At 67.9% G+C, this 22,815-nt stretch carries 23 protein-coding genes; 12 read left to right on the top strand and 11 right to left on the bottom strand.

Annotated features, from left to right (window positions below; all coding sequences use genetic code 11):
• Positions 1-65: 65 nt before the first annotated feature.
• Positions 66-1,151, bottom strand: coding sequence for a Gfo/Idh/MocA family protein (locus KHC23_RS01255; RefSeq protein WP_213368531.1), 1,086 nt, complete (start codon positions 1,149-1,151; stop codon positions 66-68).
• A gap of 463 nt (positions 1,152-1,614) precedes the next feature.
• Between KHC23_RS01255 and KHC23_RS01250 the strand changes: the two genes are divergently transcribed.
• The 4 genes from KHC23_RS01250 (at position 1,615) to KHC23_RS01235 (ending at position 5,909) form a co-directional block, all read left to right on the top strand.
• Positions 1,615-2,748 (top strand): Gfo/Idh/MocA family protein, encoded by a 1,134-nt coding sequence (locus tag KHC23_RS01250; protein ID WP_246543961.1) that lies wholly within the window; start codon positions 1,615-1,617, stop codon positions 2,746-2,748.
• Positions 2,749-2,818: 70 nt separating this feature from the next.
• Positions 2,819-3,820 (top strand): Bug family tripartite tricarboxylate transporter substrate binding protein, encoded by a 1,002-nt coding sequence (locus KHC23_RS01245; protein WP_213368527.1) that lies wholly within the window; start codon positions 2,819-2,821, stop codon positions 3,818-3,820.
• A gap of 123 nt (positions 3,821-3,943) precedes the next feature.
• A complete protein-coding gene (locus KHC23_RS01240; protein ID WP_213368525.1) occupies positions 3,944-4,390 on the top strand; it encodes a tripartite tricarboxylate transporter TctB family protein in 447 nt (148 codons plus the stop codon).
• A 10-nt stretch (positions 4,391-4,400) separates the two neighbouring features.
• On the top strand, positions 4,401-5,909 hold the full coding sequence (locus KHC23_RS01235) for a tripartite tricarboxylate transporter permease (RefSeq protein WP_213368523.1): 1,509 nt from the start codon (positions 4,401-4,403) through the stop codon (positions 5,907-5,909).
• 72 nt (positions 5,910-5,981) lie between these two features.
• Here KHC23_RS01235 and KHC23_RS01230 read toward each other — a convergent pair whose 3' ends face one another.
• The 4 genes from KHC23_RS01230 to KHC23_RS01215 form a co-directional block, all read right to left on the bottom strand.
• Positions 5,982-6,938 (bottom strand): LysR family transcriptional regulator, encoded by a 957-nt coding sequence (locus KHC23_RS01230; RefSeq protein WP_213368521.1) that lies wholly within the window; start codon positions 6,936-6,938, stop codon positions 5,982-5,984.
• 66 nt (positions 6,939-7,004) lie between these two features.
• On the bottom strand, positions 7,005-7,562 hold the full coding sequence (locus tag KHC23_RS01225; RefSeq protein WP_246543959.1) for a carboxymuconolactone decarboxylase family protein: 558 nt from the start codon (positions 7,560-7,562) through the stop codon (positions 7,005-7,007).
• Positions 7,562-8,584: a Gfo/Idh/MocA family protein gene (locus KHC23_RS01220; RefSeq protein ID WP_213368519.1), complete on the bottom strand. Its 1,023-nt coding sequence runs from the start codon at positions 8,582-8,584 to the stop codon at positions 7,562-7,564. The genes KHC23_RS01225 and KHC23_RS01220 overlap by 1 nt, the downstream gene beginning before the upstream one ends.
• A gap of 48 nt (positions 8,585-8,632) precedes the next feature.
• Positions 8,633-9,175: a flavin reductase family protein gene (locus KHC23_RS01215; protein ID WP_213368517.1), complete on the bottom strand. Its 543-nt coding sequence runs from the start codon at positions 9,173-9,175 to the stop codon at positions 8,633-8,635.
• Between the two features lie 79 nt (positions 9,176-9,254).
• On the opposite strand from KHC23_RS01215, the gene KHC23_RS01210 reads away from it, so the two are divergent.
• Positions 9,255-10,214 (top strand): LysR family transcriptional regulator, encoded by a 960-nt coding sequence (locus KHC23_RS01210; RefSeq protein ID WP_213368515.1) that lies wholly within the window; start codon positions 9,255-9,257, stop codon positions 10,212-10,214.
• Between the two features lie 24 nt (positions 10,215-10,238).
• Here KHC23_RS01210 and KHC23_RS01205 read toward each other — a convergent pair whose 3' ends face one another.
• The 5 genes from KHC23_RS01205 to KHC23_RS01185 are packed head-to-tail and all read right to left on the bottom strand — an operon-like array spanning position 10,239 to position 15,461.
• Positions 10,239-11,339 carry an Ldh family oxidoreductase gene (locus tag KHC23_RS01205; RefSeq protein ID WP_213368513.1) on the bottom strand — a complete coding sequence of 367 codons (1,101 nt, stop codon included), beginning with the start codon at positions 11,337-11,339 and terminating at the stop codon, positions 10,239-10,241.
• Complete coding sequence (locus KHC23_RS01200) at positions 11,336-12,370, bottom strand: amidohydrolase family protein (RefSeq protein WP_213368511.1); 1,035 nt, start codon at positions 12,368-12,370, stop codon at positions 11,336-11,338. Before KHC23_RS01200 ends, KHC23_RS01205 begins: the two co-directional genes overlap by 4 nt.
• A 23-nt stretch (positions 12,371-12,393) precedes the next feature.
• Entirely contained in the window at positions 12,394-13,914 is a 1,521-nt protein-coding gene (locus KHC23_RS01195; RefSeq protein WP_213368509.1) for a tripartite tricarboxylate transporter permease, read from the bottom strand.
• Between the two features lie 27 nt (positions 13,915-13,941).
• Positions 13,942-14,394, bottom strand: a complete 453-nt coding sequence (locus KHC23_RS01190) for a tripartite tricarboxylate transporter TctB family protein (protein ID WP_213368503.1) — start codon at positions 14,392-14,394, stop codon at positions 13,942-13,944.
• Positions 14,395-14,441: 47 nt separating this feature from the next.
• On the bottom strand, positions 14,442-15,461 hold the full coding sequence (locus KHC23_RS01185) for a Bug family tripartite tricarboxylate transporter substrate binding protein (protein WP_213368501.1): 1,020 nt from the start codon (positions 15,459-15,461) through the stop codon (positions 14,442-14,444).
• A gap of 407 nt (positions 15,462-15,868) precedes the next feature.
• Here KHC23_RS01185 and KHC23_RS01180 point away from each other — a divergent pair, with 407 nt between their 5' ends.
• From KHC23_RS01180 to KHC23_RS01150, 7 genes are all read left to right on the top strand, one after another.
• Positions 15,869-16,978, top strand: coding sequence for an LLM class flavin-dependent oxidoreductase (locus tag KHC23_RS01180; RefSeq protein ID WP_213368499.1), 1,110 nt, complete (start codon positions 15,869-15,871; stop codon positions 16,976-16,978).
• Complete coding sequence (locus tag KHC23_RS01175) at positions 16,975-17,391, top strand: cupin domain-containing protein (RefSeq protein WP_213368498.1); 417 nt, start codon at positions 16,975-16,977, stop codon at positions 17,389-17,391. Before KHC23_RS01180 ends, KHC23_RS01175 begins: the two co-directional genes overlap by 4 nt.
• A gap of 458 nt (positions 17,392-17,849) precedes the next feature.
• Positions 17,850-18,614, top strand: a complete 765-nt coding sequence (locus tag KHC23_RS01170) for a GntR family transcriptional regulator (protein ID WP_213368496.1) — start codon at positions 17,850-17,852, stop codon at positions 18,612-18,614.
• Positions 18,615-18,618: 4 nt separating this feature from the next.
• Positions 18,619-19,407, top strand: coding sequence for a transporter substrate-binding domain-containing protein (locus KHC23_RS01165; RefSeq protein WP_213368494.1), 789 nt, complete (start codon positions 18,619-18,621; stop codon positions 19,405-19,407).
• A 333-nt stretch (positions 19,408-19,740) separates the two neighbouring features.
• Positions 19,741-20,412: an amino acid ABC transporter permease gene (locus KHC23_RS01160; RefSeq protein WP_213368492.1), complete on the top strand. Its 672-nt coding sequence runs from the start codon at positions 19,741-19,743 to the stop codon at positions 20,410-20,412.
• A gap of 11 nt (positions 20,413-20,423) precedes the next feature.
• A complete protein-coding gene (locus tag KHC23_RS01155; RefSeq protein ID WP_213368490.1) occupies positions 20,424-21,083 on the top strand; it encodes an amino acid ABC transporter permease in 660 nt (219 codons plus the stop codon).
• Positions 21,061-21,789, top strand: a complete 729-nt coding sequence (locus tag KHC23_RS01150) for an amino acid ABC transporter ATP-binding protein (RefSeq protein ID WP_213368488.1) — start codon at positions 21,061-21,063, stop codon at positions 21,787-21,789. Before KHC23_RS01155 ends, KHC23_RS01150 begins: the two co-directional genes overlap by 23 nt.
• 10 nt (positions 21,790-21,799) lie before the next feature.
• Here KHC23_RS01150 and KHC23_RS01145 read toward each other — a convergent pair whose 3' ends face one another.
• Positions 21,800-22,750 (bottom strand): LysR family transcriptional regulator, encoded by a 951-nt coding sequence (locus KHC23_RS01145; protein WP_213368486.1) that lies wholly within the window; start codon positions 22,748-22,750, stop codon positions 21,800-21,802.
• Positions 22,751-22,815 lie beyond the last annotated feature (65 nt).

The raw sequence follows: 22,815 nt of genomic DNA, 5'->3' as shown, positions 1-22,815 counted from the left end.
GCCCATCGTGCCTAGGCGGCCGGTTCCAGCGCGTCAATCGCGCCCGGCAGCCGTTCGGCGCCGCTTCAGCCCGCCAGCGCCGCGGCGCCCTTGAGATCGTTGATGGTCGCAATCGAGCGGTTGGAGAGCGGCAGTTCCACCGGCTCGTTGATTTCCGCCGAAAGGTCGGCCGCGGTATAGGCCTGCATCACCATCCGGGCATGCTCGGGCGCCACCATCACCGCCCCCCGGCGCAGCACGGCTTCGAGGAAGTGGAGGGTCTCGGGGCCCATCTGGCCGGCGAAGACATGATCGACCTGCTCGCCCGGCATGGTGGACATCGGGAAATGGGTGCCTTCGCGCACCGTGCTGAGCCAGTTGTCGCGGTGGGTGTCGTCGAGGATCAGCGCGCCCTCGGTGCCGGTGATCTCGATCCAGGTGCCGCAATAATTGGGGTAGGCGGGCGGCAGGTTCCAACTGCCGCCGATCACCACCAGCATGCCATTGTCCATGGTCACGGTGGTCCACATGCAGTCATAGGAGCCGTTGACCTCCTGCATGTAGCCATAGGCGCCCTGCGAATAGACCCGTGCCGGCCGGGCCGGCTCCAGCAGCCAGAACACGAAATCGAGGTCGTGGGTGGATTCCATCACCGCCGGCGAGAGCTTGACCCGGGAGGCGATCTTCTTCCCGAGGCTGCGCGACAGATGCCGGCTGACCATGACGCTGACCACGCGGCCGAGCGTGCCGTCGGCGATCTTCTTCTTGGCGAAGGCGATCTTCGGGTTGAAGCGCTGGGAATAGCCGATGGTGAACTTCACCTCGTTGCGCCGCGCAAGCTCGATGAGTTCGTCGGCCTCCCACAGTTCCAGCGCGATCGGCTTCTCCAGCAGCACATGCTTGCCGGCGGCAAGGCAATCGCGGGCGATGGGGAAATGGGTCTGTTCGGGCGTGGTCGAGATGTAGACCACCTCGATCGCCTCGTTGGCGACGATGTCCCGGTAGTCGAGCGTGGCGCTGGCGGGGCTGGTGAGCGCGCGGACCTCCTCCAGCCGCTCCGGCCGGATGTCGCAGATGTGCAGCTTGTCGACCAGCGCCGAGCGCGAAAGGGTCTCGGCGCGGATGCCGCCACACCAGCCGGTTCCGATCACCGCCACTTCGACCTGCCGCATTGCCTCACCCTTCAGATACAGCGTCCGATTTGCGCCAAATGTCCGGACATTAAGGCGATTAGATTTGCACCGTCTTTTTCTGTCAAGCCTTGGCTGACGAATGGTCAACTTAATTGTCCATATGATGCCAGGCGAGACGGACATGCAGTCCCGCGTTGGCTCCGCGCCAGGCAGGGTCCCTGCCCGATCGACCTGGGAGGCCGCCGGCACGCGGGTCTTCGCGTGAGATCGGCGCGCAGGTGGGGGCGCCGGCGGATGGCTGAAAGCCCGCGGATCGCCGCGCCGCGTCCGGCCGCAAGCCATACCGGCACAGTATGCCCCGATGGTGAAACAGCATTTGCGCGCCCTTATCCCGCATGGTCCGCTCGGTTCCAACAATCAGGCAAAAGCGGGAAGAAGCTCAGATGAGGCGCATCGCTATCGCAGGGGTCGGCGCGGGTGCCGGCGAGAGGGGAAAACGGTGATGCGCCGGTCTCCCAAAGGCATCGGCCTTGCCATCATCGGCGCCGGCCGGGTCGGCCTGTTCCGTGGCGCGGTAGCCGCCCGCCATCCGGCGGTCGAATGGATCGGTCTCGCCGAAATCAATCCCGAGCGTGGCCAGCGCATCGGCGCCGAGATCGGGGCCGACTTCATCACCGCCGACTACCGCGAACTGCTCAAGCGGCCGGAGGTCACCGCAGTGATCGTCGCCACCGACGAGCATCTGCATGTCGGCCCGATCCTGGCGGCGCTGGAGCGGCAGGTGCCGCTGATGATCGAGAAGCCGCTGGCGACCCATCTCGGCGATTCCGCGCGTGTGCTGCGTGAAATCGAAACGGCCGGCGTCGACGCCGTGGTCGGCTACACCCAGCGTTTCCGCCGCCGCTGGCTCGCCGCCAAGGAAAAGGTGCGCACCGGCGCGCTCGGCGACGTGACCATGGTCACCTCCCGCGCGTTCATGAACCGGCTGGTGGCGATCGACAATTATCGCCGCTCAGACGCCCCGGAGACCATCTCGCCGATGGTGATCTCCGGTACCCACGCGCTCGATATCGTCATGTGGTACCTGGAGGCCAAGACCCCGGTCGAGGTCTATGCCCGCTCGGTCGACAAGGTGCTCGGCCCGGATTATGGCGGCATCGACGGCACCGCCGGCATGATCATGATGAGCGACAGCTCGATCTACCACCTCAACATCTCGTGGGCGCTGCCGGTCACCTGGCCGGGCGCGGTCTACAGCCTGGAGGTCGGCATTGTCGGCACCACCGGCGTGCTCACCATCGACGACACCCACCGCGACATGGTGCTCGCCGTCTCCGCCCCGCAGGGCGAGGGCTATCTGCCGGACCAGAGCCGGCTGGTGGATTTTCTCGGCTCCTACCCGCCCGGCGACATGGCGCTGGGCGAATTGCGCGGGCCGATGCGCACCGAGACCGAATCCTGGCTCAACCGTCTCGCAATGGGCGTGCCGACCCAGCATGCCACCGCCGCCGAGGCGCATAACCGGCTGATGCTGACCAAGGCGCTCGATCTTTCCGCCAAGCTCAAACGTCCCGTCTCCCTGCCGCTCGACGTGGAAGAGGAGCGGGACATGATGCGCGAGGCGGCCATGGCCTGAGTGCATGCCAACGCAAAAGAACGGCGCCAGCACCAAAAACGAGGCGGCGCCGGCTTCCTGGGAGGGAACGATGATCGCCACTCGACTTGCGGCCCGCCGCTTCGCCGGAGCCGTCGCCTTGCTTGCCGCCGGAATCCTGGCCGCATCGTCCGCGCGAGCACAGTCCGACTACCCGAACCAGCCGATCACCATCATCGTGCCGTTCGCGCCCGGCGGTGCCTCCGACTTCGCCGCCCGGCTGCTGCAGCCCAGACTCTCGGAACTGCTGGGCCAGCAGATCGTCATCGAGAACCGCGACGGCGCGGCCGGCAATGTCGGCATGGACCTCGCCGCCCGTGCCAAGCCGGATGGCTACACGCTGTTCCTCGGCAATGTCGGCACGGTCTCGATCAACCCGTACATCTTCGCCAGCCTGCGGGTGAAGCCGCTGCAGGACTTCGTCCCGGTGTCCATCGTCGCCGACACCCCCGGCCTGCTGATCGCCAACCCGGCCTTCCCGCCGAACAATGTGAAAGAGCTGGTCGAGTATGTGAAGGCGCGGCCCGGCGAAGTGAACTTCGCCTCGCCCGGCACCGGCAGCGTCAACCGGCTGGAGATGGAATCCTTCCGCCGCGAGGCCGGCCTCGACATGGTGCATGTACCCTACAAGGGCGGCGCCGGCCCGGCCACCGCCGACGTGATGGGCGGCCATGTCAGCCTGATGTTCGTCACCATCTCGTCCGGCATCAACCATGTGAAGGGCGGCCGGCTGAAGGCGCTCGGCGTCTCCACCAAGGAGCGCGTCGCGCAACTGCCCGACGTGCCGACCATGACCGAGCAGGGCTACCCCAAGAGCGTCTCCTCGTCGTGGCAGGGCATCCTCGTGCCCGCCGGCACGCCGCAGCCGATCATCGACAAGCTGCACAAGGCGATCGTCGAGACCATGAAGGACGAGAAGATCCGCGCCCGCATGGCGGAGTCCGGCGTCATCGCGGTGTCGAGCGCCTCGCCGGCGGAATTCAAGGCCTATATCGAGGCCGACGCCGCCAAGTGGAGCGGCGTGATCACCGAGATCGGCGTCAAGGCCGACTGAGGGCTGGGACGACCCGACATCCCGGCCGCGGCCCGAAGGGCGTAGCGCCGGAACCGCTCTCCCCATCTACGCGATCCCGGACCGGCCTGTCGGCGGTCCGGGATGACGATGCAAGGAGCTGCCATGAAGATCAGCCTCTCCACCGATTTTCTCACCGGCCTGATATTCTGCGGGCTCGGGGCCACCGCCATCATCATCGGCTCGAAATACCCGATCGGCACTGCGGCCCGCATGGGGGCCGGCTATTTCCCGCTGCTGGTCAGCGTCGGCCTCATCATCCTCGGCGTGGTGCTGCTGGCCCGCTCGTTTCTCGGCGAGACCGAAGAGGTCGGCGAGGTCGACCCGAGGCCGCTTCTCGTCATGCTGGTCAGCGTGCTTCTGTTCGGATTGCTGATCGAGGATTGGGGCTTCCCGCTCGCCGGCGCGGTGGTGGTGGTCGGCGCCAGCCTGGCCGGGCGCGCCTTCAAGCCGATCGAGACCGGCCTTCTCGCCGTCGGGCTGGTGGTGTTCTGCACCCTGCTGTTTTCCTACGGGCTGGGGCTGAACCTGCCCCACACACGGTTCTGGTGAGGCGCCGACCATGGAGCTCTTCAATGACCTTCTGCTCGGCTTCTCCATCGCGCTGACGCCGGCGAACCTCGCCTATGGCTTCCTCGGCGTGCTGCTCGGTACCATCATCGGCGTGCTGCCGGGGCTGGGGCCGGTCGCGACCATCTCGATCCTGCTGCCGGTGACCTTCGCGCTGCCGGCTTCCGCCGCCCTCATCATGCTCGCCGGCATCTATTACGGCGCGCAATATGGCGGCTCGACCACCGCCATTCTGGTCAACCTGCCGGGCGAAAGCTCGTCGGTCGTCACTGCCATCGACGGCTACCAGATGGCCCGCAAGGGCCGGGCGGGGCTGGCGCTGGCCACCGCGGCGCTGTCCTCCTTCTTCGCCGGCACCATCGCCACCGTGATCATCGCGGTCGCCGCGCCTGCGCTGGCGGAGGTGGCGCTGGATTTCGGGCCGGCGGACTATTTCTCGCTGATGCTATTCGGCCTGATCGCGGCGGTGATCCTCGCCCATGGCTCGGTGGTCAAGGCGGTCGGCATGATCCTGGTCGGCATCCTGCTCGGCACCATGGGCATCGACGCCAATACCGGACTGGAACGCTTCACCTTCGGCATTCCCGCCTTTGGCGACGGCATCGACTTCGCGGTCATCGCCATGGGGATGTTCGGCATTGGCGAGACCATCTCCAATCTCGAACGCGGCGGGGAGAGCCGTACCTTCCTGCGGGGCGTGCGCGGGCTGTGGCCGTCCTGGACGGACATCAAGTCGATCATCCGGCCGGCGATCCGCGGCACGGCGCTGGGCTCGTGCCTCGGCCTGCTGCCGGGCGGCGGGCCGGTGCTGGCCTCGTTCTCGACCTACGCGCTGGAGAAGAAGCTGGCCAAGGACCCGACCCGCTTCGGCAAGGGCGCCATCGAGGGCGTCGCCGGGCCGGAAGCCGCCAACAATGCCGCCGCGCAGACCGCCTTCATCCCGATGCTGACGCTCGGCCTGCCGTCGAGCGCGGTGATGGCGCTGATGATCGGCGCGCTGATGATGCAGGGGCTGTCGCCGGGCCCGCAACTGATGACCCAGCGCCCGGACCTGTTCTGGGGACTGATCGCCAGCATGTGGCTGGGCAACCTGATGCTGGTGGTGCTGAACCTGCCGCTGATCGGCATCTGGGTGAAGCTGCTCTCGGTGCCGTACCGGATGCTCTATCCCGCCATCATGCTGTTCTGCTGCATCGGCGTGTACTCCATCCACAACAACGCGCTGGACGTGACCATGGCGGCGCTGTTCGGCGGATTCGGCTTCATCTGCCACCGGCTGCGCTGCGAGCCGGCGCCGCTGCTGCTCGGCTTCATCCTCGGCCCGATGATCGAGGAGACGCTGCGCCGCGCGCTGCTGATCTCGCATGGCGACCCGATGGTGTTCGTGCAGCGGCCGATCAGCCTGTCTTTCCTCATCCTCGCCTTCTGCCTGCTCGTCGTGCTGGTGGCACCGATGATCCGGGTGACCCGGCAGAAGGCATTCGAGGAAGGCGCCGAGTGAGGTTCCCGCCGCGTGCGGACCAAAGAGGCCGGGCGGGTGCCCGGCCTTGTCATGCCCGGGACGCGAACGGTCTCAGGCCGCGCCCAGGGTGCGCTCCTGCGGCTGCGGCCAGTGGGCGGCGTTGTCCGACAGCGCGCTGAAGATGCCGCGCTGCGCCAGCGCGTCGATCTCGGCCCGCAGCAGCCCCATCACCGCCTGCCCGGCGGCGCTGAGCTGGTCGCCGATATGGGCGAGCATGATGGTGCGGCTGAGATTGACCCCGCCGACCGCGAGGCCGGTGAGCAGCCCGTCATTGATCTCCTTGCGGAAGGCGGAAATCGGCATGATCGACACGCCACGCCCGCGCAGCAGCATGCGCCGGATCGCCTCCACCGCGTCGATCTCGACATCGACCTCCAGACAGACGCCGTGAGAGGCGAGCTGTTCGTCGACCAGCGCGCGGATGCCGCGCGTCACCAGCATCGGCGTGGAGGCCAGTTCGTCCAGTGTGACCACCGGCGACACCCCGCGCGACTGGCGCGGCATCACCACCACGATCGGCTCGGCCAGCACGGCGGTGAAGCGCAGGGCGCGGTTCGGCGGCGGGTTGGTGAGCAAAGCGAGGTCGACCTGGCCGTTGAGCACGTCGACCTGCAGCCGCCGGGTGAACTCGTCGACGATGGTGAGCTTGATGCCGGGGAAGCTCGCCGCGCTGCGCTCCATCAGGCCGGGCGCCAGCAGCGGGCTGAGCGTCGGCGAAATGCCGACCACCACCTTGCCGGCGGGGCCGTCGCCGCCCAGATGCAGCTCTTCGGTGGCGCGGGCGACTTCCTGCAGGATGCGCCGGCTGTGCTGGAGGAAGCGCCGTCCGGCGAAGGTGAGCTGCACGCCGCGCGGCAGGCGCACCAGCAGCGGGGTTCCGATCTCGCTCTCGATGCGCTGTATATGCCGGCTGAGCGCCGGCTGGACGATACCGAGGTCCCGCGAGGCCCTGGTTATGCTGCCGAGTTCGGCAACGCGCACGAAGGCTTCGATGCTGCGTAGTTCCATGGCGGCTTCCTCCGGCCGGGAGCGCTTCTGGATCGTGTGCGCACCCGTTGTTTTAAGCGGGTCCTCTCACGCCGGCGCGGGAACGCGGTAGATGCGCAGCGCGATGGCCAGCATCGAGTAGTAGCCAAGCAGCCCGACCAGTTCGACCACCGTGCGCTTGCCAAAACGGGCATTGGCGGCCTCGAACAAGGCGTCGGGGACGTCGCGGTCGCTGTAGAAGGCGGCTGAAAAGTCATGCACGAGCGCGGCGTCGGCATCGGCGAAGTCCGGCCGCTCGCCTCTTTTCAGCGCGGCGATCTCGCTCTCCGGCACGCCGGCCTTGCGGGCCTCGCGCGCATGGACACCGAATTCATATTCCGCGCCCCAATAGGCGGCAGTGGTCAGGATGGCGATCTCGGAGAGGCGCGGCGGCAGGCCGGTGCGGTAGCGGCAGAACGCCCCGACATCCTGCGTCAGCGCAGCCAGTTCCGGGCTCTCCACATAGATGTGGAACGGTGCCGGCACCGCGCCGGCGCGCGGGCGGCCGATCTCGTCGAAGATGCGGCGCTGGTCGGCGCCGAGTTCCTCGCGCACCCGCTCGCGGTAACGTGGATGGGTCGTCGTCATGTCGTGCTTCGTGTCCATCAGGCGCTCGCGCGCTCGGCCGCCGCGGAGCCCTCGACCGCCACCGGCATGTTGGTTGCCACCGAGCGGCAGATCGCCTCAAGCACCGCGATGTTGCCGATCTTCTGCCCGTCGGTGAAAATGTAGGGCGCATCCTGCTCTATCGAGCGGGCGAAAGCCTCCAGATTGGCGCGCACCGTGTCGGTCCACTCATAGTCGTGCACGGTACGGCGGCCGTCCTTGTACTGGACCGTCAACGTGGTGGGGCCGGGCGTGTCGGGATGGGTGTGGTTGCGCGCCTCGACCCAGGCCTGCGAGCCGAACACGGTGATGCCGATATAGAGCGGTGTCACCAGAATGGCGTTGAGATAGCCGGTGGCGCCGGAGGCGAAGCGCGTCTGCACCGAGACCACGTCGCCATTGGCCCGGTTCGACGCGCGCTGCGCCGTGGTGGCGTAGACCTCGGTAATCGGCCCGAACATTTCGAGGAAGCCGTCGGTGAGGTGGATGCCCATCGCCGTCATGCCGGCGGCAGGCGCGTCGACCGGCGAGGCACGCCAGTCGGTGGTGGGCACCTCGGCCAGCTTGTCATGGCTGAAATTGGCCTCGACATGCATGATCGTGCCGAGCGCGCCTTCCGCCAGCAGCCGCTTGATCTCCAGCATGGCGAGCTCGTAGCGCCGCTCATGGCCGATGCCGAGCTTGACCCCCGCCGCGCGGCAGGCGAGCACGGAGCGTTCGGCGTCGGCGCGGTTCAGCGCCAGCGGCTTCTCGCAGAACACATGCTTGCCGGCCTTGGCGATGGCCAGCACCTGCGCGGTGTGCAGCGAGTGCGGCGTGCACAGGATCACGGCGTCGATGGCGGGATCGCCCAGCACGTCGTCCCAGCGCGTGGTCAGCGCGAGCCCGTGCTCGGCGGCAAAGGCCGCCTGCGCCTCGGAGGTGTCGATGGCGGCGACGATGCGAAGCTGGTCGGAATCCGCCATGCGGCGGACCATGTGCTTGCCCCACCAGCCGAGGCCGGCGATTGCGGCGCGGATCATGCCGAGGTCCTTTTCTTGTCGTGAGGCATGTTCTTGTGAAGCATGGGTTCAGCCTTTCGCGGCGACGGGCGAAGGATCGGCCTCGGGCAGCAGGGCCGGCACCCAGAACGCGCCTGTGCTGAAGATCAGCGGCTCGCCGTCGCGGTGCATGGCGCGCTCGACGCGACCGAGGAAGATCAGATGGTCGCCGCCCTCGATCACGCTCTCGGTGCGGCACTCGAACCGCGCCAGGCTGTCGTCCAGCAGCGGACAGCCATTGGCGCCGAGTTGGTGCGCCACATCGGCGAACTTGTCGTCGCGCGGTGTCGCGAACTGCCGGCAGAGCTTCTTCTGATGGGTGCCGAGCACGTTCACCGCGAACCGTCCGGCCTCGACGAAGCTGGCGAGCGAGGGCGCGCGGCGCTGGATGCTCCACAGCACCAGGGGCGGGTCCAGCGAGACCGACGAGAAGGAGTTGACCGTCAGGCCTTCGAGCTTGCCAGCGGGTGTGCGGGTGGTGACCACGGTAACCCCGGTGGCGAAGCGGCCAAGCGCCCGGCGAAAATGGCCGTGATCCTCGGCACTCCTGAATTCGATGACATGATCGTTCATGAAGGTGAGGTTAGAGCCGGTTTCCTCGCTGTAGAAATGATATGATCTGCTCAGCCTCATCAGGAAACATGATGCCGCCATGAGCGATACCCTGCGTGACATCCGGCTCTTCGTCGCCGCCTATGAAGAACGCTCCTTCACCGCCGCGGCGGAACGCGAGAACGCCACCCAGTCCGGCGTGTCGCAGCATATCCGCAAGATCGAGGACCGGTTCGGGGTGCGGCTGTTCGCGCGCGGCAGCGGCATGGTGCAGCCGACCCCGGCCGGCGACAGCTATTACCGCCACTGCATCGAACTGCTGCGACTGAACGAGATCGCCAACCGCTCGGTGGTCAGCTATGGCGCGGGGCTGGATGGCGAGATGGTGGTCGGGCTGATGCCGACCATGACGCGCAGCGTGCTGGCGCCGGCGCTGGCGCGCTTCATGGAGGTGCACCCGAACGTGGTGGTGCGCATCCTTGAGGCTTTTTCGGCCAATCTCACCCAGCGGGTGCGCAGCGGCGAGTTGGCCTTCGCCATCGTGCCGGCCTCCTCAGGCATCGTCGGGGTCAAGAGCTCGCGCTTCGCCTATACGCCGGAAGTGCTGGTGTCGGGCCTGGCGGCGGGCCGCGCGCACATGGCGCCGGTGCGCCTGGCCGATCTCGGCCCGCTGAAGATCGTGGTGCCGAGCGGGCAGAACATCAGGCGGGTCAATCTCGAGACCTATTTCACCTCGACCGGCGTGCAGATCGAGCGCCTGCTGGAGCTCGACGCGATGATGGGGACGCTGGATTTCGTCGCCAGCACCGATTGGGTGGCGATCCTGCCGGGGCTGATGATGGCGGACGACGCGGCCAGCGCCAGCCCCCGCCGCCTCACCGTCAACCCCCTCGCCCATCCGCCGATCGGCATCGACCTGGTGCTGATCGAGCCGGCCAGGCGCCCGCTCTCCTCGGCCGCCACCGCCTTCCTCGACATGCTGGCGGAGGAGACCCGCAAGCTCAGCGCCGTCTGGGGCGACGAGGCCGGGCTGTATGCCGGCGGCCCCGCCGGGGCCTGAGCGCGCGGAGGCGGTTCAGGCGGTTCAGCGCGCGCCCAGCGGGGCGATGCCGAGCCCGGCGGCGAGTTCGTCCAGCTGGCGCTCCAGCGGCGCGGGAATCGGCACGCCATTCTCCCCCCGCTCGGCCCGGCGCACCGCGCGCTGGTCGCCCGGCAGGCGGATGTCTCCCGTACCGGGCAGCGGGGTGTCGCTGCGCAGATCGTCGAGCTGCGCCTTCAGCAGGGCGCCGAAGGTCGCCGCCGGCATGAAGCGCTCGACGTCGAGGGCGAGGATGAAGTGGCCGGTATTGGTCTCGGTCGAGGAATCCGCGTTGAAGTCGACCACGTCGCGCCCGAAGGCGGCGCCGTTCAGCGTGCCGGCGAGTATGCCCAGGATCAGCGCCAGCCCGCTGCCCTTGTGGCCGCCTATGGGGAGCAGCAGCCCCTCGCCAGTGCGCCGCGGGTCGGTCACCGGCGCGCCATCGGCCCTGCTGACCAGCCAGCCTTCCGGCAGTGCCTTGTCCTGCATGACGTATTTCTTCACCGTGCCGTAGGAGACCACCGTGGTGGCGATATCCAGCACCACCGGCGGGGCGTCGCCGCAGGGAATGCCGACCGCCAGCGGGTTGGTGCCGAGCAGGGAGGAGGTGCCGCCCCACACCGCCATGTGGTTGGAACTCGCCACCACCGAATAGAGGCCGACCATGCCGTGGCACACCGGCATCTCGGCATAGAGCGCGGCGGGGCCGGCATGGTTGGAGCGGCGCACACCGACCCAGGCGACGCCGGTGTCGCGCGCCATCTCGATGGCGGTCTCGGCGGCCCTGGCCATCACGACATGCCCCATGCCGTTGTCACCATCGATCATCGCCACCGCCGGCGCACGCCGCTCGACGACGAGGGCGGGCGTCGGGTTGACGCCGCCGGCCTTCAACCGGCGGACATATTGCGGCAGCCGGAAGATGCCGTGCGCGTCGGCCCCGGTCAGGTCGGCCTCGGTCATCAGTTCGGCGACCTTGGCGGCACCCTCGGCCGGCAGGCCGCAACGGCGCATGGCGTCCGCGATCAGGCCGTGCAGGGCGGGCGCGGCGAAGCGGCCGGGCGGGAGGCCGGGCACCGCCGCCTCGTTCGTGACGGGCGCGCTCATGCGTGCGCGTGCCTGGCCGAGGGAGCGCGCCCGCCGACGCCGAAGAAGCCGGCCGCCGTGCCGCCGAGAATGGCGTCGCGCTCCACATCCGGCAGGCCGGCCGCGCGCACCTGCCGCACGCATTCGAGCGTGCCCATGTCGAACGGGTAGTCGCTGCCGAGCAGGACGCGGTCATGGCCGAACGTGTCGGTGAGGTAGCGCAGCGCCGGGCCGTAATGGGTCAGCGTGTCGAAATACAGCCGGCGGATCGAGACCTCCGGGCTCTCCTTCAGATGCAGCCGGCATTCCGGCCGCTCCTTCCAGCCATGGATCATGCGCCCGGTCTGGTACGGCAGGAAGCCGCCGCCGTGGACGAAGCAGATGCGCAGGTCCGGGTAGCGCTCCAGCACGCCGGCGAACACCAGCGAGGTCGCCGCGATGGTGGTCTCCAGCGGGTTGCCGATCAGGTTCTTGAGATAGAACGCCCCGGTGCGGTTGCCCGCCGCCGCCTTTTGCGGGTGCACCAGGATGAAGGCGTCGAGTTCGGCCGCCGTGGCCCAGAGCGGCTCCAGCGCCGGATCGTCGAGGTTCTTGCCCTCGACATGCGAGCCGATCTGGATGCCGCCGAGGCCGAGTTCCAGCACCGCCCGGCGCAGTTCGTCGGCGGCCCGCCGGGGGTCCTGCAGGGCGACGGTGCCGATGCCGAGGAAACGCTTCGGCCTGTGCCGCACAAGGCCGGCGATCGCCTCGTTCTGGATCGCCGCCAGCGCCCCCGTGAGCGCGGCGTCGCGGTCATACAGGAAGGTCTGCGGGCAGACCGAGAGCACCTGCATGTCGATGCCGGCGAAGTCGAGGTCGGCGATGCGCCGGTCAAGATCCCAGCCGCCGCGCGGGAACGGGCGCTGCACGATCTCGCCGACCTTGAGCACGCCGCCCTCGGCATCGACCTCGCTGAGGGTCGGCCCGATATCCGGGGCTTCGTTGCGCATCAGCCGCATCATCTCTTCGGTGAGAACATGCGCATGGACGTCGATCACGAGAGGGGCACTCATCGTCGCTCCTGAAAGGTACGGGCTTAGTCGGTAATGCCGGAGGCGAGCCGGGCGCGGCGTGCCGCCCGCCGGCTCATCACCACGGTGAAGGCGGGCAGCGCCAGCGAGGCGACGATCAGCAGCGCCAGCAGGGCGGAGAGCGGGCGCTGCACGAAGATGGACAGGCTCCCCTCCGACAGCATCAGCGACTGCCGCAGCGAGGTTTCCATCAGCTGCGCCAGCACCACGGCAAGCACGAGCGGCGCACGTGGAATGTCGGCGCGGATCATCAGGTAGCCGACCATGCCGAACAGCAGGGTGAGACCGACATTGAACATGGAGAGGCTGGTGGCGTAGGCGCCGACCAGCGAGATCAGCAGGATGCCGGGCACCAGATAATCGTAGGGAATGCGCAGGATCGAGGCGAACAGCGGCGCCAGCGGCAGGTTCATGATCAGCAGCATGAAATTGCCGACGAACATGCTGGCGATCAGCCCCCAGACCAGGTCCGACTGGTCGGTCAGCAATTGCGGGCCGGGGCGGATGCCGAGCAGCACCAGGGCGGCCAGCAGCACCGCGGTGCTGGCGGAGCCGGGAATGCCGAGCGCCAGCATCGGCACCAGCGCGCCATGGGCGGCGGAGTTGTTGGCCGCTTCCGCCGCCGCCACGCCGTCCAGCGCGCCGCGCCCGAATTTTTCCGGGTGTTTGCTGGCTTTCTTCTCGACCACATAGCTCAGCAGCGAGGCGACGGTGGGGCCCGCGCCCGGCATCAGCCCGATGACGAAGCCGATGCTGCCGCCGCGCAGGATCGCCATGCGGCAGTCCTTCCAGTCCTTGGCGGTGAGCCACATTTCGCGCAGCCTTGTCCTGATCGGCTCGACATGCTGCGACTGTTCCATCGAGACCAGTATTTCGGCGATGCCGAAAATACCGATGGCGACCGGCAGAAAGTCGATCCCCTCCAGGAGTTCGAGCGAACCGAAGGTGAGGCGCGAGGTGCCCTGGATCGGATCGGTGCCGACCAGCGCCACCATCAGGCCGAGCATGGCGGCGATCATCGCCTTGACCGGCGAGCCGGTGCCCAGGCTGGCCGTGGCGGTGATGCCGAGCAGCGCCAGCAGGAAATATTCCGGCGCCGAGAAGCTGAGGGCGAACGCGCTGAGCGCCGGGGTGAGGAACACCAGCGCGGTCACCGCCGCGATGCCCGCCAGGAACGAGCCGATGGCGGACACCGACAGCGCGGCGCCGGCCCGGCCCTGTTTGGCGAGCTGGTGTCCGTCGACGGCGGTCATCACGCTGGCCGCCTCGCCCGGCACGTTCACCAGCACCGAGGTGAGCGTGCCGCCATACATGCCGCCATACATGATGCCCGACAGCATGACGAGCGCGGTGACCGGCTCGAGGCCGAAGGTGACCGGCAGCAGCAGCGCCATGCCGGCCGAGGGGCCGATGCCCGGCAAGGCGCCGATGATCTGGCCCAGCGTGACGCCGATGAACACGAACAGCAGATTTGTCGGCGTCAGCGCGACCTCGAAGCCCTGTGCCAGTGAAGCGAGAGCGTCCATACGCGGTTCCTGATGCGGGCACGGCAGTCAGATGCCGAGCAGACCTTGCGGAAGTGAGATGCCGAGCCAGGCGACGAACACGCCATAGACGATGCCGACGGCGACCGCCGTGGTGGCGAGGCTCGGGACGAGGGGCCGCCTTTCGATCAGCAGCAGCAGGACGAGGCAGAAGGCGGTGCCGGCCGCGATGAAGCCGACGAACGGCACCGCCACCACCATCAGCCACAGCCCGGCGGCGACGCCGAGGACACGGCAGAAGCCAAGCCGGTCGGGGAAGCCGTTCGGTTCGTGCGCCTCGCGCCGCAGCGTGGCGACGAGCAGCAGCAGCCCAAGCACCACCCCCGCGGCGCCCACCCAGAACGGCGCGAACGCCGATCCGGGGGCGAACTCGCTCCAGTATGCGAGATGCCGCGTGCCCAGCATGACGAAAGAGGACAGCGCGATCACGATCAGCGCCGTGACGATATCGACCGTCTTCATGCTGGGCTCCCGCCTTCCGAATCCGCCGGCCGAACGGCCGGTGCGCGTCACTGGACCGGCGTCGCCTTGGCGAGGCCGAGGTCGCGCAGCACGGCGAGGTGCTCCTGATGCAGCTTGGCGAGATGAGCCTTGGCCTCGGCGGCCGGCACCACCTCGCTGCGCAGGAAGTTGTCCTTGATGCTCGCCTGCCATTCCGGCGTGGCGACCAGCTTGGCGATGGCGTCGTCCCAGAACGCCACCGTGCCGGCATCGAGGTCCGGCGGCCCGGCGAGGCCCCAGGACTGGCCCCACACCACGTCGTAGCCCTGCTCGCGGGCGGTCGGGATGTCCTTGAGCGCGGGCTCGGTGCGGCGGGTGTCGGACAGGATGGCGATGATCCTGGCCTTGTCGCTTTCGACCAGCGGCAGCGCCTCGCTGGGCGTCAGCGTCATCAGTTCGACATTGCCGCCGAGGAACGCCGCCTGCGCCGCGCCGCCGCCGTCGAACGGCACGTAGTTGAGCTTGATATTGCCGGCCTTCTCCAGCAGGCCGGCGACCATGTGGTCGGTCGAGCCGCTCTGCGCCCCCGCCACCTTGACGCCGCGCTCGCGCTGGGCGGCCAGCGCGACCAGCTCCTTCAGGTTCTTCACCGGCGACGACGGCTGCACCACGAGCACCAGGTCGCCCTGGATGAACATGCTGATCGGGGTCAGCTGGTCATAGACCGTGGGCAGTCCCTGGGTGATCGGCGTGGTCAGGATCGGCTGGGCGATGCACAGCACGACGTTCTTGTCGCCCTTCTTCGACAGCACGAAATTGGCCGCGACCATCCACGAGCCGCCGGTGCGGTTCTGCACCAGCAGCGGGTTGGTGATGATCTTCTGTTCGTTGAGGATCTTGGCGGCCCGGCGCATCAGCACGTCGGGCGTGCCGCCGGGGCTGGTGCCGGTGGTGATCTCGATCGGCCCGGTCGGCGCGGTCTGTGCGCGCAGGGCGCCGGGGACGGCGGCGAGGGCAAGGGTGGCGCCGAGCGCGAACAGCGCCGTGCGCCTCAGGCACGAATATGTCTCTGCACGGGTGGCAGTCATTGGCGTTCCTCCTTGGAGCCTTGCGGCGCGGCGTCTTTTGACGTCTTGACGCAAAGCTAAGGACGCAGCTCGATGACTGTCAAGTTAACGATCTCAATCGACTAGATTTTCTCCCATGCCGAAAAAGCATGTATCTAGTACATGTCGGCATATCAACCGAACAAACAAAATATAACGTACCGACGCTGACGATATGTTGCCTGTTTGATTTTACACCTCGCCTTCAAGGAGGGGGATCGTCGGTGCAAATACGAGGCGGCTGGCCGAGTGCGCCAGCCGAGAGCAGCGCCCGAGGCGCACCGGCCATTAAGTATCCTGATCGGCCCGATCAGTTCTTATCGTTTCTTTTGATGCCGGTGCGTCGCTAGCGTCCCGTCGTGAGTGCGAAAACTCGCGGAGACAACGCTATGCAACTCGGCTTCTTCACCATGCCCATCCATCCTCTGGGACGCGATTGGCGCGAGACCCTGCGCGAGGATCAGGAGGCGTTTCTGCTCGCCGACGAACTCGGCTTCTCCGAGGGCTATGTCGGCGAACATGTCACCGATCTCGCCGAGAACATCACCAGTTGCATGGTGTTCCTCGCCAGCCTCGCCGGGCGCATCAGGCAGATGCGGCTCGGCACCGGCACGGTAAACCTGCCCAACACCCATCCGGCGGCGGTGGCGGCGCAGATTTCGATGCTCGACCATCTTTTGGACGGCAAGCTCAATTTCGGCATCAGCCCCGGCGGCCTGCTCTCCGACGCCGAAGTGTTCGGCAATCTCGACGCCGACCGCAACGCGATGTTCCTTGAGGGCATCGACGCGGTGCTGAAGATCTGGACCACCGAGGCGCCCTACAATATCGAGGGCAAGTACTGGACGATCTCCACCGCGCGCACGCTGCTGGCCGATATCGGCCAGGGCATCATCGGCCGCCCGCTGCAGCGCCCGCACCCTCCGGTCGTCATCACCGCCGTCGCGCCCTATTCCAAGGGCGTCTCGGCCGCCGCCGCGCGCGGCTGGGAGCCGATCTCGGCCAATTTCCTGATGCCGAAATGGGTCGGCACCCACAAGGCCGCCTATGAGGAGGGGTGCCGGCAGGGCGGCCGCGCGGTGGATTTCGCCAATTGGCGGGTCGCCAAGAGCGTGTTCGTGGCGGACGATGCCCGTACCGCCCGCGACTATGCCCGGGGCGAAGGCAGCCCCTATGTGCATTACTTCCGCTCGCTGTTCACCAAGCTGGTAAAAAACGGCCGTTCCAACCTGTTCAAGGAGGACCCCGACATGGCCGATGCCGATCTGACGCTCGAGCACGTGCTCGACCGGCTGATCATCGCCGGCACGCCGGACGAGGTGGCGGACAAGCTGCTGGCGTTCCGTGCCGAGGTGGGGCCCTTCGGCACGCTGCTCTATGCCGGCCATGACTGGCGCGATCCCGCACTCGCCAGGCGCTCGATGCGGCTGATGGCCGAACAGGTGATGCCGGCCATCAATGCCGCCCTCGGCCCCGCCGAATCGCAGGCCGCCGAATGACGACGCCGCAGCCCACCATTCTCCGCCCCGCCGCTATTCCCGCGCGCGAGCGCGGCGGCGGGGCCAGGACCATTCCGCTGGTGACCCGCAAGGTCGGCGCGACCGGCTTCATCAACGGCATCACCCTGTTCGAGCCCGGCGCCGCGATCCCGCTGCACAGCCATAATTGCGAGGAAAGCGTCATGCTGCTGGAGGGCCGCGCCTTCGCCGAGATCGACGGGGTGCAGTATGAGCTTGAGGCTGGCGACATGTCCTACATCCCGGCCAACCTGCCGCACCGCTTCATCAACCGCTCCTCGGTCGAGGGCATGAAGATCCTGTGGATCTATGGCTCGGTGGAAGCGACGCGCACGATCATCGCGACCGGCGACACCCGCTCCATCGACGATGAGCACAAGGCCCCGATCGCCTGAAGGCATGCCATGGGCGCCAGCCATGAAGGCCCCGCGGCGCCCCCCGCCCGGCAGAGGCGGCAGCGCCGCGGCACGTGAAACCGGGCCGCCCGTTGCCGTGCGCGCCCGGGAAGCTCCCGCCCGCCGCCCCGATGCCCCGATGCCGGCGCCATGCGAGGGCCGGATTGCACGCGACGGCGCCACCCCTGCTGATTGCGTGTGCAACGAGGCGGCGGTGATGGGCTCCGGTTAGTCGCGCCGGTCCACCCGTTCCCGCGAGCGCCGGGGCCCCCGCCGGCGCGACCGAAGCCGGCACGCCCTCGGGCTTTGCCCGTCGCACGCCGGCGCGGGTAATCCTCCGCTCCGGCAAGGAAGCGGAGGGCGGGGCCACGCGCCCGGAGGCACCGCGCGCCCTGTGGCACGCCGATTGCTTACAGCCTTGTATACAAGTTTGTGAGCAAGCGTGCGGGCCCAGCCTGATGAACCCAGCCACCGCCAATATCGAGGAAGCGATCCTTTCCGCCATCCTCGCCGGCCGCATCGATCCGGGCACCCGGCTCGGCGAGCAGAAGCTCGCCGACCTGTTCGGCGTCTCCCGCACCCGGGTGCGCGAGGCGATGATGCGGCTGGAGACGCGCGGCGTGGTGCAGGTGAGCGCCCGGCGCGGCTGGTATGTGGTCGAGCCCTCGGCGGAGGAGGCGCGCGAGGCGTTCCAGACCCGCCGCGTGATCGAGACCGGGTTGCTGCATTCGCTGCGCGAGGTGCCGGCCGAAGTGCTCAAAAGCCTGAAGGAGCACGTCGCGATGGAGCGCGACGCCATCGGCGCCGGCGACGTGCACTCGCGGGCCTGCCTGCTCGGCGACTTCCACATCCACCTCGCCGACGCGCTCGGCAACCGGCTGCTGACCGAGATCATCCGCGACCTCACCGCCCGCACCACGCTGATCTCGATGCTCTACCAGCCGACCGAGAAGGCGGAGGAATCGAGCCACGACCATGAGGACATCGTCGCCGCCATGGAGGATGGCGACCTCGCGCGTGCCGCCCGGCTGATGGACGAGCATATCGGCAAGGTCGAGGCCGGGCTCGACCTCACCGCCAAGCCCGACCCGCTGGCCGGGCTGCGGGCGCTGCTCTCACCGGCGGCGTTCGCCGGCAACGCCCCTTCCGTCCCGCCTATCCACGCCCAACCGCCTCACGACCAACCCCACATCCACGGCCATCCGGCCACAAAGGAGGATTGACCGCATGAACCGCCGCAGCCTTATCGTTTTCGCCGCCGGCGCCCTGCTGGCCGCCACCCAGATGCCGCTGCCGGCGTCCGCCGATGCGCTCGCCACCGTCGAGGCGAACAAGGTGATCCGCATCGCCGTGCCGCAGGACTTTCCGCCCTTCGGCACGGTGGGCGCCGACATGGAGCCCAAGGGCTACGATGTCGACATGGCGAGGCTGATCGCCGACAAGCTCGGCGTGAAGCTGGAGCTGGTGCCGGTCACCAGCGCCAACCGCATTCCCTATCTCCAGACCAACAAGGTCGACCTCGTCATCTCCTCGCTGGGCAAGAATGCCGAGCGCGAGAAGGTGATCGACTTCACCACCGCCTATGCGCCCTTCTTCAACGGCGTGTTCGGCCCGGCCGACGTGGCGGTGACCGATGCCGCCGGCCTCGCCGGCAAGACGGTAGGCGTCACCCGCGGCGCGGTGGAGGACCTGGAACTGACCAAGATCGCCCCGGCCGACACCACCATCAAGCGCTACGAGGACAATAACGGCACCATCTCCGCCTTCCTCTCCGGCCAGGTCGAACTGATCGCCACCGGCAATGTGGTCGCCGCCGCCATCCTCGAACGGAACCCGCCGAAGAAGCCGGAGATCAAGTTCCTGATCAAGAACTCGCCCTGCTACATCGGCCTCAACAAGAACGAGCCGGCGCTGCGCGCCAAGGTGGACGAGATCATCGCCGGGGCGAAGAAGGACGGCGCACTCGACGCCATCGCGCAGAAATGGCTCGGCGCCAAGCTGCCGGCCGATATCTGAGGAGCGGGGCCCGGGTGGCGCAGGCGGAAACGGTCTGCGTCCTTCGAGGCCCGGCTGACGCCGGGCACCTCAGGATGACGATGTACGGACACGGTTCGGACGGCCGTCATGCTGAGGAGTGGGGCCCGGGTGGCGCGGGCGGAAACGGTCTGCGTCCTTCGAGGTCCGGCTGACGCCGGGCATCTCAGGATGACGATGCACGGACACGGTTCGGACGGCCGTCATGCTGAGGAGCGGGGCTCGCCCCGCGTCTCGAAGCACGCAGGCCCCCGCATCCCGCCTTGCCTCTGAAGCCTTCTTCCCCCTTCCCCTCACCGGCGGGAGTTCACCGGCATGAACTACGCGTTCGATTATGGCTGGCTGCTGGTCTACTGGCCGGTCCTCGTGAAAGGCATCGCCATCACGCTCGAACTCACGCTGGTCGGCGGGGCGCTCGGCGTCGCGCTGGGCATTGCCTGCGCCTGGGCGCGGGCGCTGGGGCCGGGCTGGCTGCGGCCGTTCGTGGCCGCCTATGTCGAATTGATCCGCAACACGCCGTTCCTGATCCAGCTGTTCTTCATCTTCTTCGGCCTGCCGGCACTGGGCGTGCGGATGGGCGAACTGGAGGCGGCCAACCTCGCCATGGTGATCAATCTCGGCGCCTATGGCTGCGAGATCATCCGCGCCGGCATACAGGCGACGCCCAACGGGCAGTTCGAGGCCGGCGCCTCGCTCGGCATGAGCCGGCTGCAGACCTTCTGGCACGTGGTGCTGATCCCGGCGCTGCAGCGCATCTGGCCGGCGCTGTCGTCGCAGATCGTCATCGTCATGCTGGGTTCGGCGGCGGTGTCGCAGATCGCGGCGGAGGACCTGACCTTCGCGGCCAACTTCATCCAGTCGCGCACCTTCCGCGCCTTCGAGAGCTATTTCGTCGCGACGCTGATCTATCTCGTCCTCGCCATCGCCCTGCGGCAGGCGCTGCGCGGCCTCGGCTGGACGCTGTTTCCAAAACGCACGGCGCGGTGAAGGAGGCGACCATGAACGAATTCACCACCTGGGACATATTGCGCAACCTGCTGCTGGCGGCGCGCTGGACCGTGCTGCTCTCGCTCGTCTCCTTCATCGGCGGCGGTCTGGTCGGCGCGGCGCTGCTGTTCGCCCGCATCGGCAAGGGCCGGATCGGGCCGACCTTCGTGAAAGCCTATGTCGAGCTGTTTCAGGGCACCCCGCTGCTGATGCAGCTGTTCCTCGCCTTTTTCGGCCTCGGCCTGTTCGGCGTCGACGTGCCGGCCTGGCTGGCGGCGGGGGTGGCGCTGATCCTGTGGTCGGCGGCGTTCCTCACCGAAATCTGGCGCGGCTGCGTCGAATCCATCGCCCGCGGGCAGTGGGAGGCCTCCTCCAGCCTCGGCATGGGCTATCTCCAGCAGATGCGCCACGTCATCCTGCCGCAGGCGCTGCGCATCGCCGTGCCGCCCACGGTCGGCTTCTCGGTGCAGGTGGTGAAGGGCACGGCGCTGACCTCGATCATCGGCTTCGTCGAGCTTTCCAAGGCCGGCACCATCGTCACCAACGCCACCTTCGAGCCGTTCACGGTCTACGGCCTCGTCGCCCTGATCTATTTCTGCCTGTGCTGGCCGCTGTCCAGGTCCTCCCAGATCCTCGAGAGGAAGCTCAATGTCGCTCATCGAAATCACTGAGGTGAAGAAGCGCTTCGGCGACAACGAAGTGCTGAAGGGCATAAATATCGACGTCGCGCCCGGCGAGGTGGTCGCCATCATCGGCCGCTCGGGCTCGGGCAAGTCCACCCTGCTGCGCTGCATCAACGGGCTGGAGGCCATCGACGAGGGCTCGATCTCGGTCGCCGGCGCCCAGTTGCTGCCGGACGAACTGCACCTCAAGGCGCTGCGGCTGAAGGTCGGCATGATCTTCCAGCAGTTCAACCTGTTTCCCCACCTCACCGCAGGACGCAATGTCATGCTCTCGCAGATGGTGGTGAAGAAGACGCCGAAGGCGCAGGCCGAGGCGATGGCGAAGACGATGCTGGAGCGGGTCGGGCTGGGCCACAAGTTCGACGCCTATCCGGACCAGCTCTCGGGCGGCCAGCAGCAGCGCGTCGCCATCGCCCGCGCGCTCGCCATGCAGCCGATCGCGCTGCTCTGCGACGAGATCACCTCGGCGCTCGACCCGGAGCTGGTGAGCGAAGTGCTGGCGGTGGTGAAGGAACTCGCCGGCGAGGGCATGACGCTCATGATGGTGACGCACGAGATGCGCTTCGCCCGCGACGTGTGCTCGCGCGTGGTGTTCATGCATCAGGGCCGGGTGCACGAGATCGGCCCGCCGGAAGAGGTGTTCGCCAACCCGAAGACGCCGGAGCTGCAGCAGTTCCTCGGCGTCACCCACTGAGCCGCGCGCCTCAGCCGGCCGGCCGCGCCGGCAGCAGCAGCGAGGGGGCGGCGTGGCGGTAGGCGCCGCCGGAGCCGAACAGTTCGGCGATCCAGTCGACGAAGACCCGCAGCCGGCTGCTCAGATGCCGGTTCGGCGCGTAGACGATGTGCAGCACGATCGGCGCGCTGTTCCACTCGGGCAGTACCCGCACCAGCAGGCCCGCCGCGAGGAGCGGGCGCACGATCGGCTCCAGCGACTGGGTGACGCCGAGCCCGGCGAGACCGGCGGCGAGATAGGCGGTCGAATCGTTCACCGCCACGTCATAAGGCAGGTCGAGTTCATAGCTTTCCTCGCCCCGCTCCATGTCGAAGGCGACGCGCCGCCCGGTGCGAGCGCTGAAATAGCCGATGACCCGGTGCCCCTGCTGAAGATCGCGCGGGTGACCGGGCACGCCGTGGCGCTGGAGATAGCCGGGAGCGGCGCAGAGCATCAGCCGCACCTCGCCGATGCGGCGGGCGATCAGCGTCGGGTCGATCAGGTCGCCGCCGCGAATGGCGCAGTCGACATTTTCCGCCAGCAGATCGACCGGCCGGTCGGTGACGCCGAGGTCGAGCCGGATCTCGGGGTAGCGGGCGAAGAAGTCCGGCAGCGCCGGAATCAGCGCGTAGAGCGCCAGCGACGAGGGCACGTCGACCCGCAGCCGACCGGACGGGCTGGCCTGCGAGCGGGCCATCGAGCCGTCCAACTCGTCGAGATCGGACAACAGCGCCAGCGCCCGCTCGTAATAGGCGGCGCCGTCCGGCGTCACCGCCACGCGGCGGGTGGAGCGGTTGAGCAGCTTGGTGCGCAGATGCGCCTCCAACTGCTGTATGAGCTTGGTGACGGTGGGCTTGGGCATGTCGAGAAGGTCGGCGGCGCGGCTGAACGTGCCGGCCTCGACCACACGGGCAAAGGCCCGCATCGCCGCAATCTGATCCATAGTTACCGCGTCATTATTTCCATATGTGAATAATGTTATCACAAAATGGCTATTTGTTGGATGGA

The sequence above is a fragment of the Ancylobacter dichloromethanicus genome, from assembly GCF_018390645.1.
Lineage (GTDB): Bacteria > Pseudomonadota > Alphaproteobacteria > Rhizobiales > Xanthobacteraceae > Ancylobacter > Ancylobacter dichloromethanicus.
This window is presented reverse-complemented; position numbering and strand designations above follow the sequence as displayed.

Bases quoted from the DNA above. Each gene is read 5' to 3' on its own strand.
- KHC23_RS01255 (WP_213368531.1), bottom strand. From the start codon at position 1,151: ATGCGGCAGGTCGAAGTGGCGGTGATCGGAACCGGCTGGTGTGGCGGC.
- KHC23_RS01250 (WP_246543961.1), top strand. From the start codon at position 1,615: ATGCGCCGGTCTCCCAAAGGCATCGGCCTTGCCATCATCGGCGCCGGC.
- KHC23_RS01245 (WP_213368527.1), top strand. From the start codon at position 2,819: ATGATCGCCACTCGACTTGCGGCCCGCCGCTTCGCCGGAGCCGTCGCC.
- KHC23_RS01240 (WP_213368525.1), top strand. From the start codon at position 3,944: ATGAAGATCAGCCTCTCCACCGATTTTCTCACCGGCCTGATATTCTGC.
- KHC23_RS01235 (WP_213368523.1), top strand. From the start codon at position 4,401: ATGGAGCTCTTCAATGACCTTCTGCTCGGCTTCTCCATCGCGCTGACG.
- KHC23_RS01230 (WP_213368521.1), bottom strand. From the start codon at position 6,938: ATGGAACTACGCAGCATCGAAGCCTTCGTGCGCGTTGCCGAACTCGGC.
- KHC23_RS01225 (WP_246543959.1), bottom strand. From the start codon at position 7,562: ATGGACACGAAGCACGACATGACGACGACCCATCCACGTTACCGCGAG.
- KHC23_RS01220 (WP_213368519.1), bottom strand. From the start codon at position 8,584: ATGATCCGCGCCGCAATCGCCGGCCTCGGCTGGTGGGGCAAGCACATG.
- KHC23_RS01215 (WP_213368517.1), bottom strand. From the start codon at position 9,175: ATGAACGATCATGTCATCGAATTCAGGAGTGCCGAGGATCACGGCCAT.
- KHC23_RS01210 (WP_213368515.1), top strand. From the start codon at position 9,255: ATGAGCGATACCCTGCGTGACATCCGGCTCTTCGTCGCCGCCTATGAA.
- KHC23_RS01205 (WP_213368513.1), bottom strand. From the start codon at position 11,339: ATGAGCGCGCCCGTCACGAACGAGGCGGCGGTGCCCGGCCTCCCGCCC.
- KHC23_RS01200 (WP_213368511.1), bottom strand. From the start codon at position 12,370: ATGAGTGCCCCTCTCGTGATCGACGTCCATGCGCATGTTCTCACCGAA.
- KHC23_RS01195 (WP_213368509.1), bottom strand. From the start codon at position 13,914: ATGGACGCTCTCGCTTCACTGGCACAGGGCTTCGAGGTCGCGCTGACG.
- KHC23_RS01190 (WP_213368503.1), bottom strand. From the start codon at position 14,394: ATGAAGACGGTCGATATCGTCACGGCGCTGATCGTGATCGCGCTGTCC.
- KHC23_RS01185 (WP_213368501.1), bottom strand. From the start codon at position 15,461: ATGACTGCCACCCGTGCAGAGACATATTCGTGCCTGAGGCGCACGGCG.
- KHC23_RS01180 (WP_213368499.1), top strand. From the start codon at position 15,869: ATGCAACTCGGCTTCTTCACCATGCCCATCCATCCTCTGGGACGCGAT.
- KHC23_RS01175 (WP_213368498.1), top strand. From the start codon at position 16,975: ATGACGACGCCGCAGCCCACCATTCTCCGCCCCGCCGCTATTCCCGCG.
- KHC23_RS01170 (WP_213368496.1), top strand. From the start codon at position 17,850: ATGAACCCAGCCACCGCCAATATCGAGGAAGCGATCCTTTCCGCCATC.
- KHC23_RS01165 (WP_213368494.1), top strand. From the start codon at position 18,619: ATGAACCGCCGCAGCCTTATCGTTTTCGCCGCCGGCGCCCTGCTGGCC.
- KHC23_RS01160 (WP_213368492.1), top strand. From the start codon at position 19,741: ATGAACTACGCGTTCGATTATGGCTGGCTGCTGGTCTACTGGCCGGTC.
- KHC23_RS01155 (WP_213368490.1), top strand. From the start codon at position 20,424: ATGAACGAATTCACCACCTGGGACATATTGCGCAACCTGCTGCTGGCG.
- KHC23_RS01150 (WP_213368488.1), top strand. From the start codon at position 21,061: ATGTCGCTCATCGAAATCACTGAGGTGAAGAAGCGCTTCGGCGACAAC.
- KHC23_RS01145 (WP_213368486.1), bottom strand. From the start codon at position 22,750: ATGGATCAGATTGCGGCGATGCGGGCCTTTGCCCGTGTGGTCGAGGCC.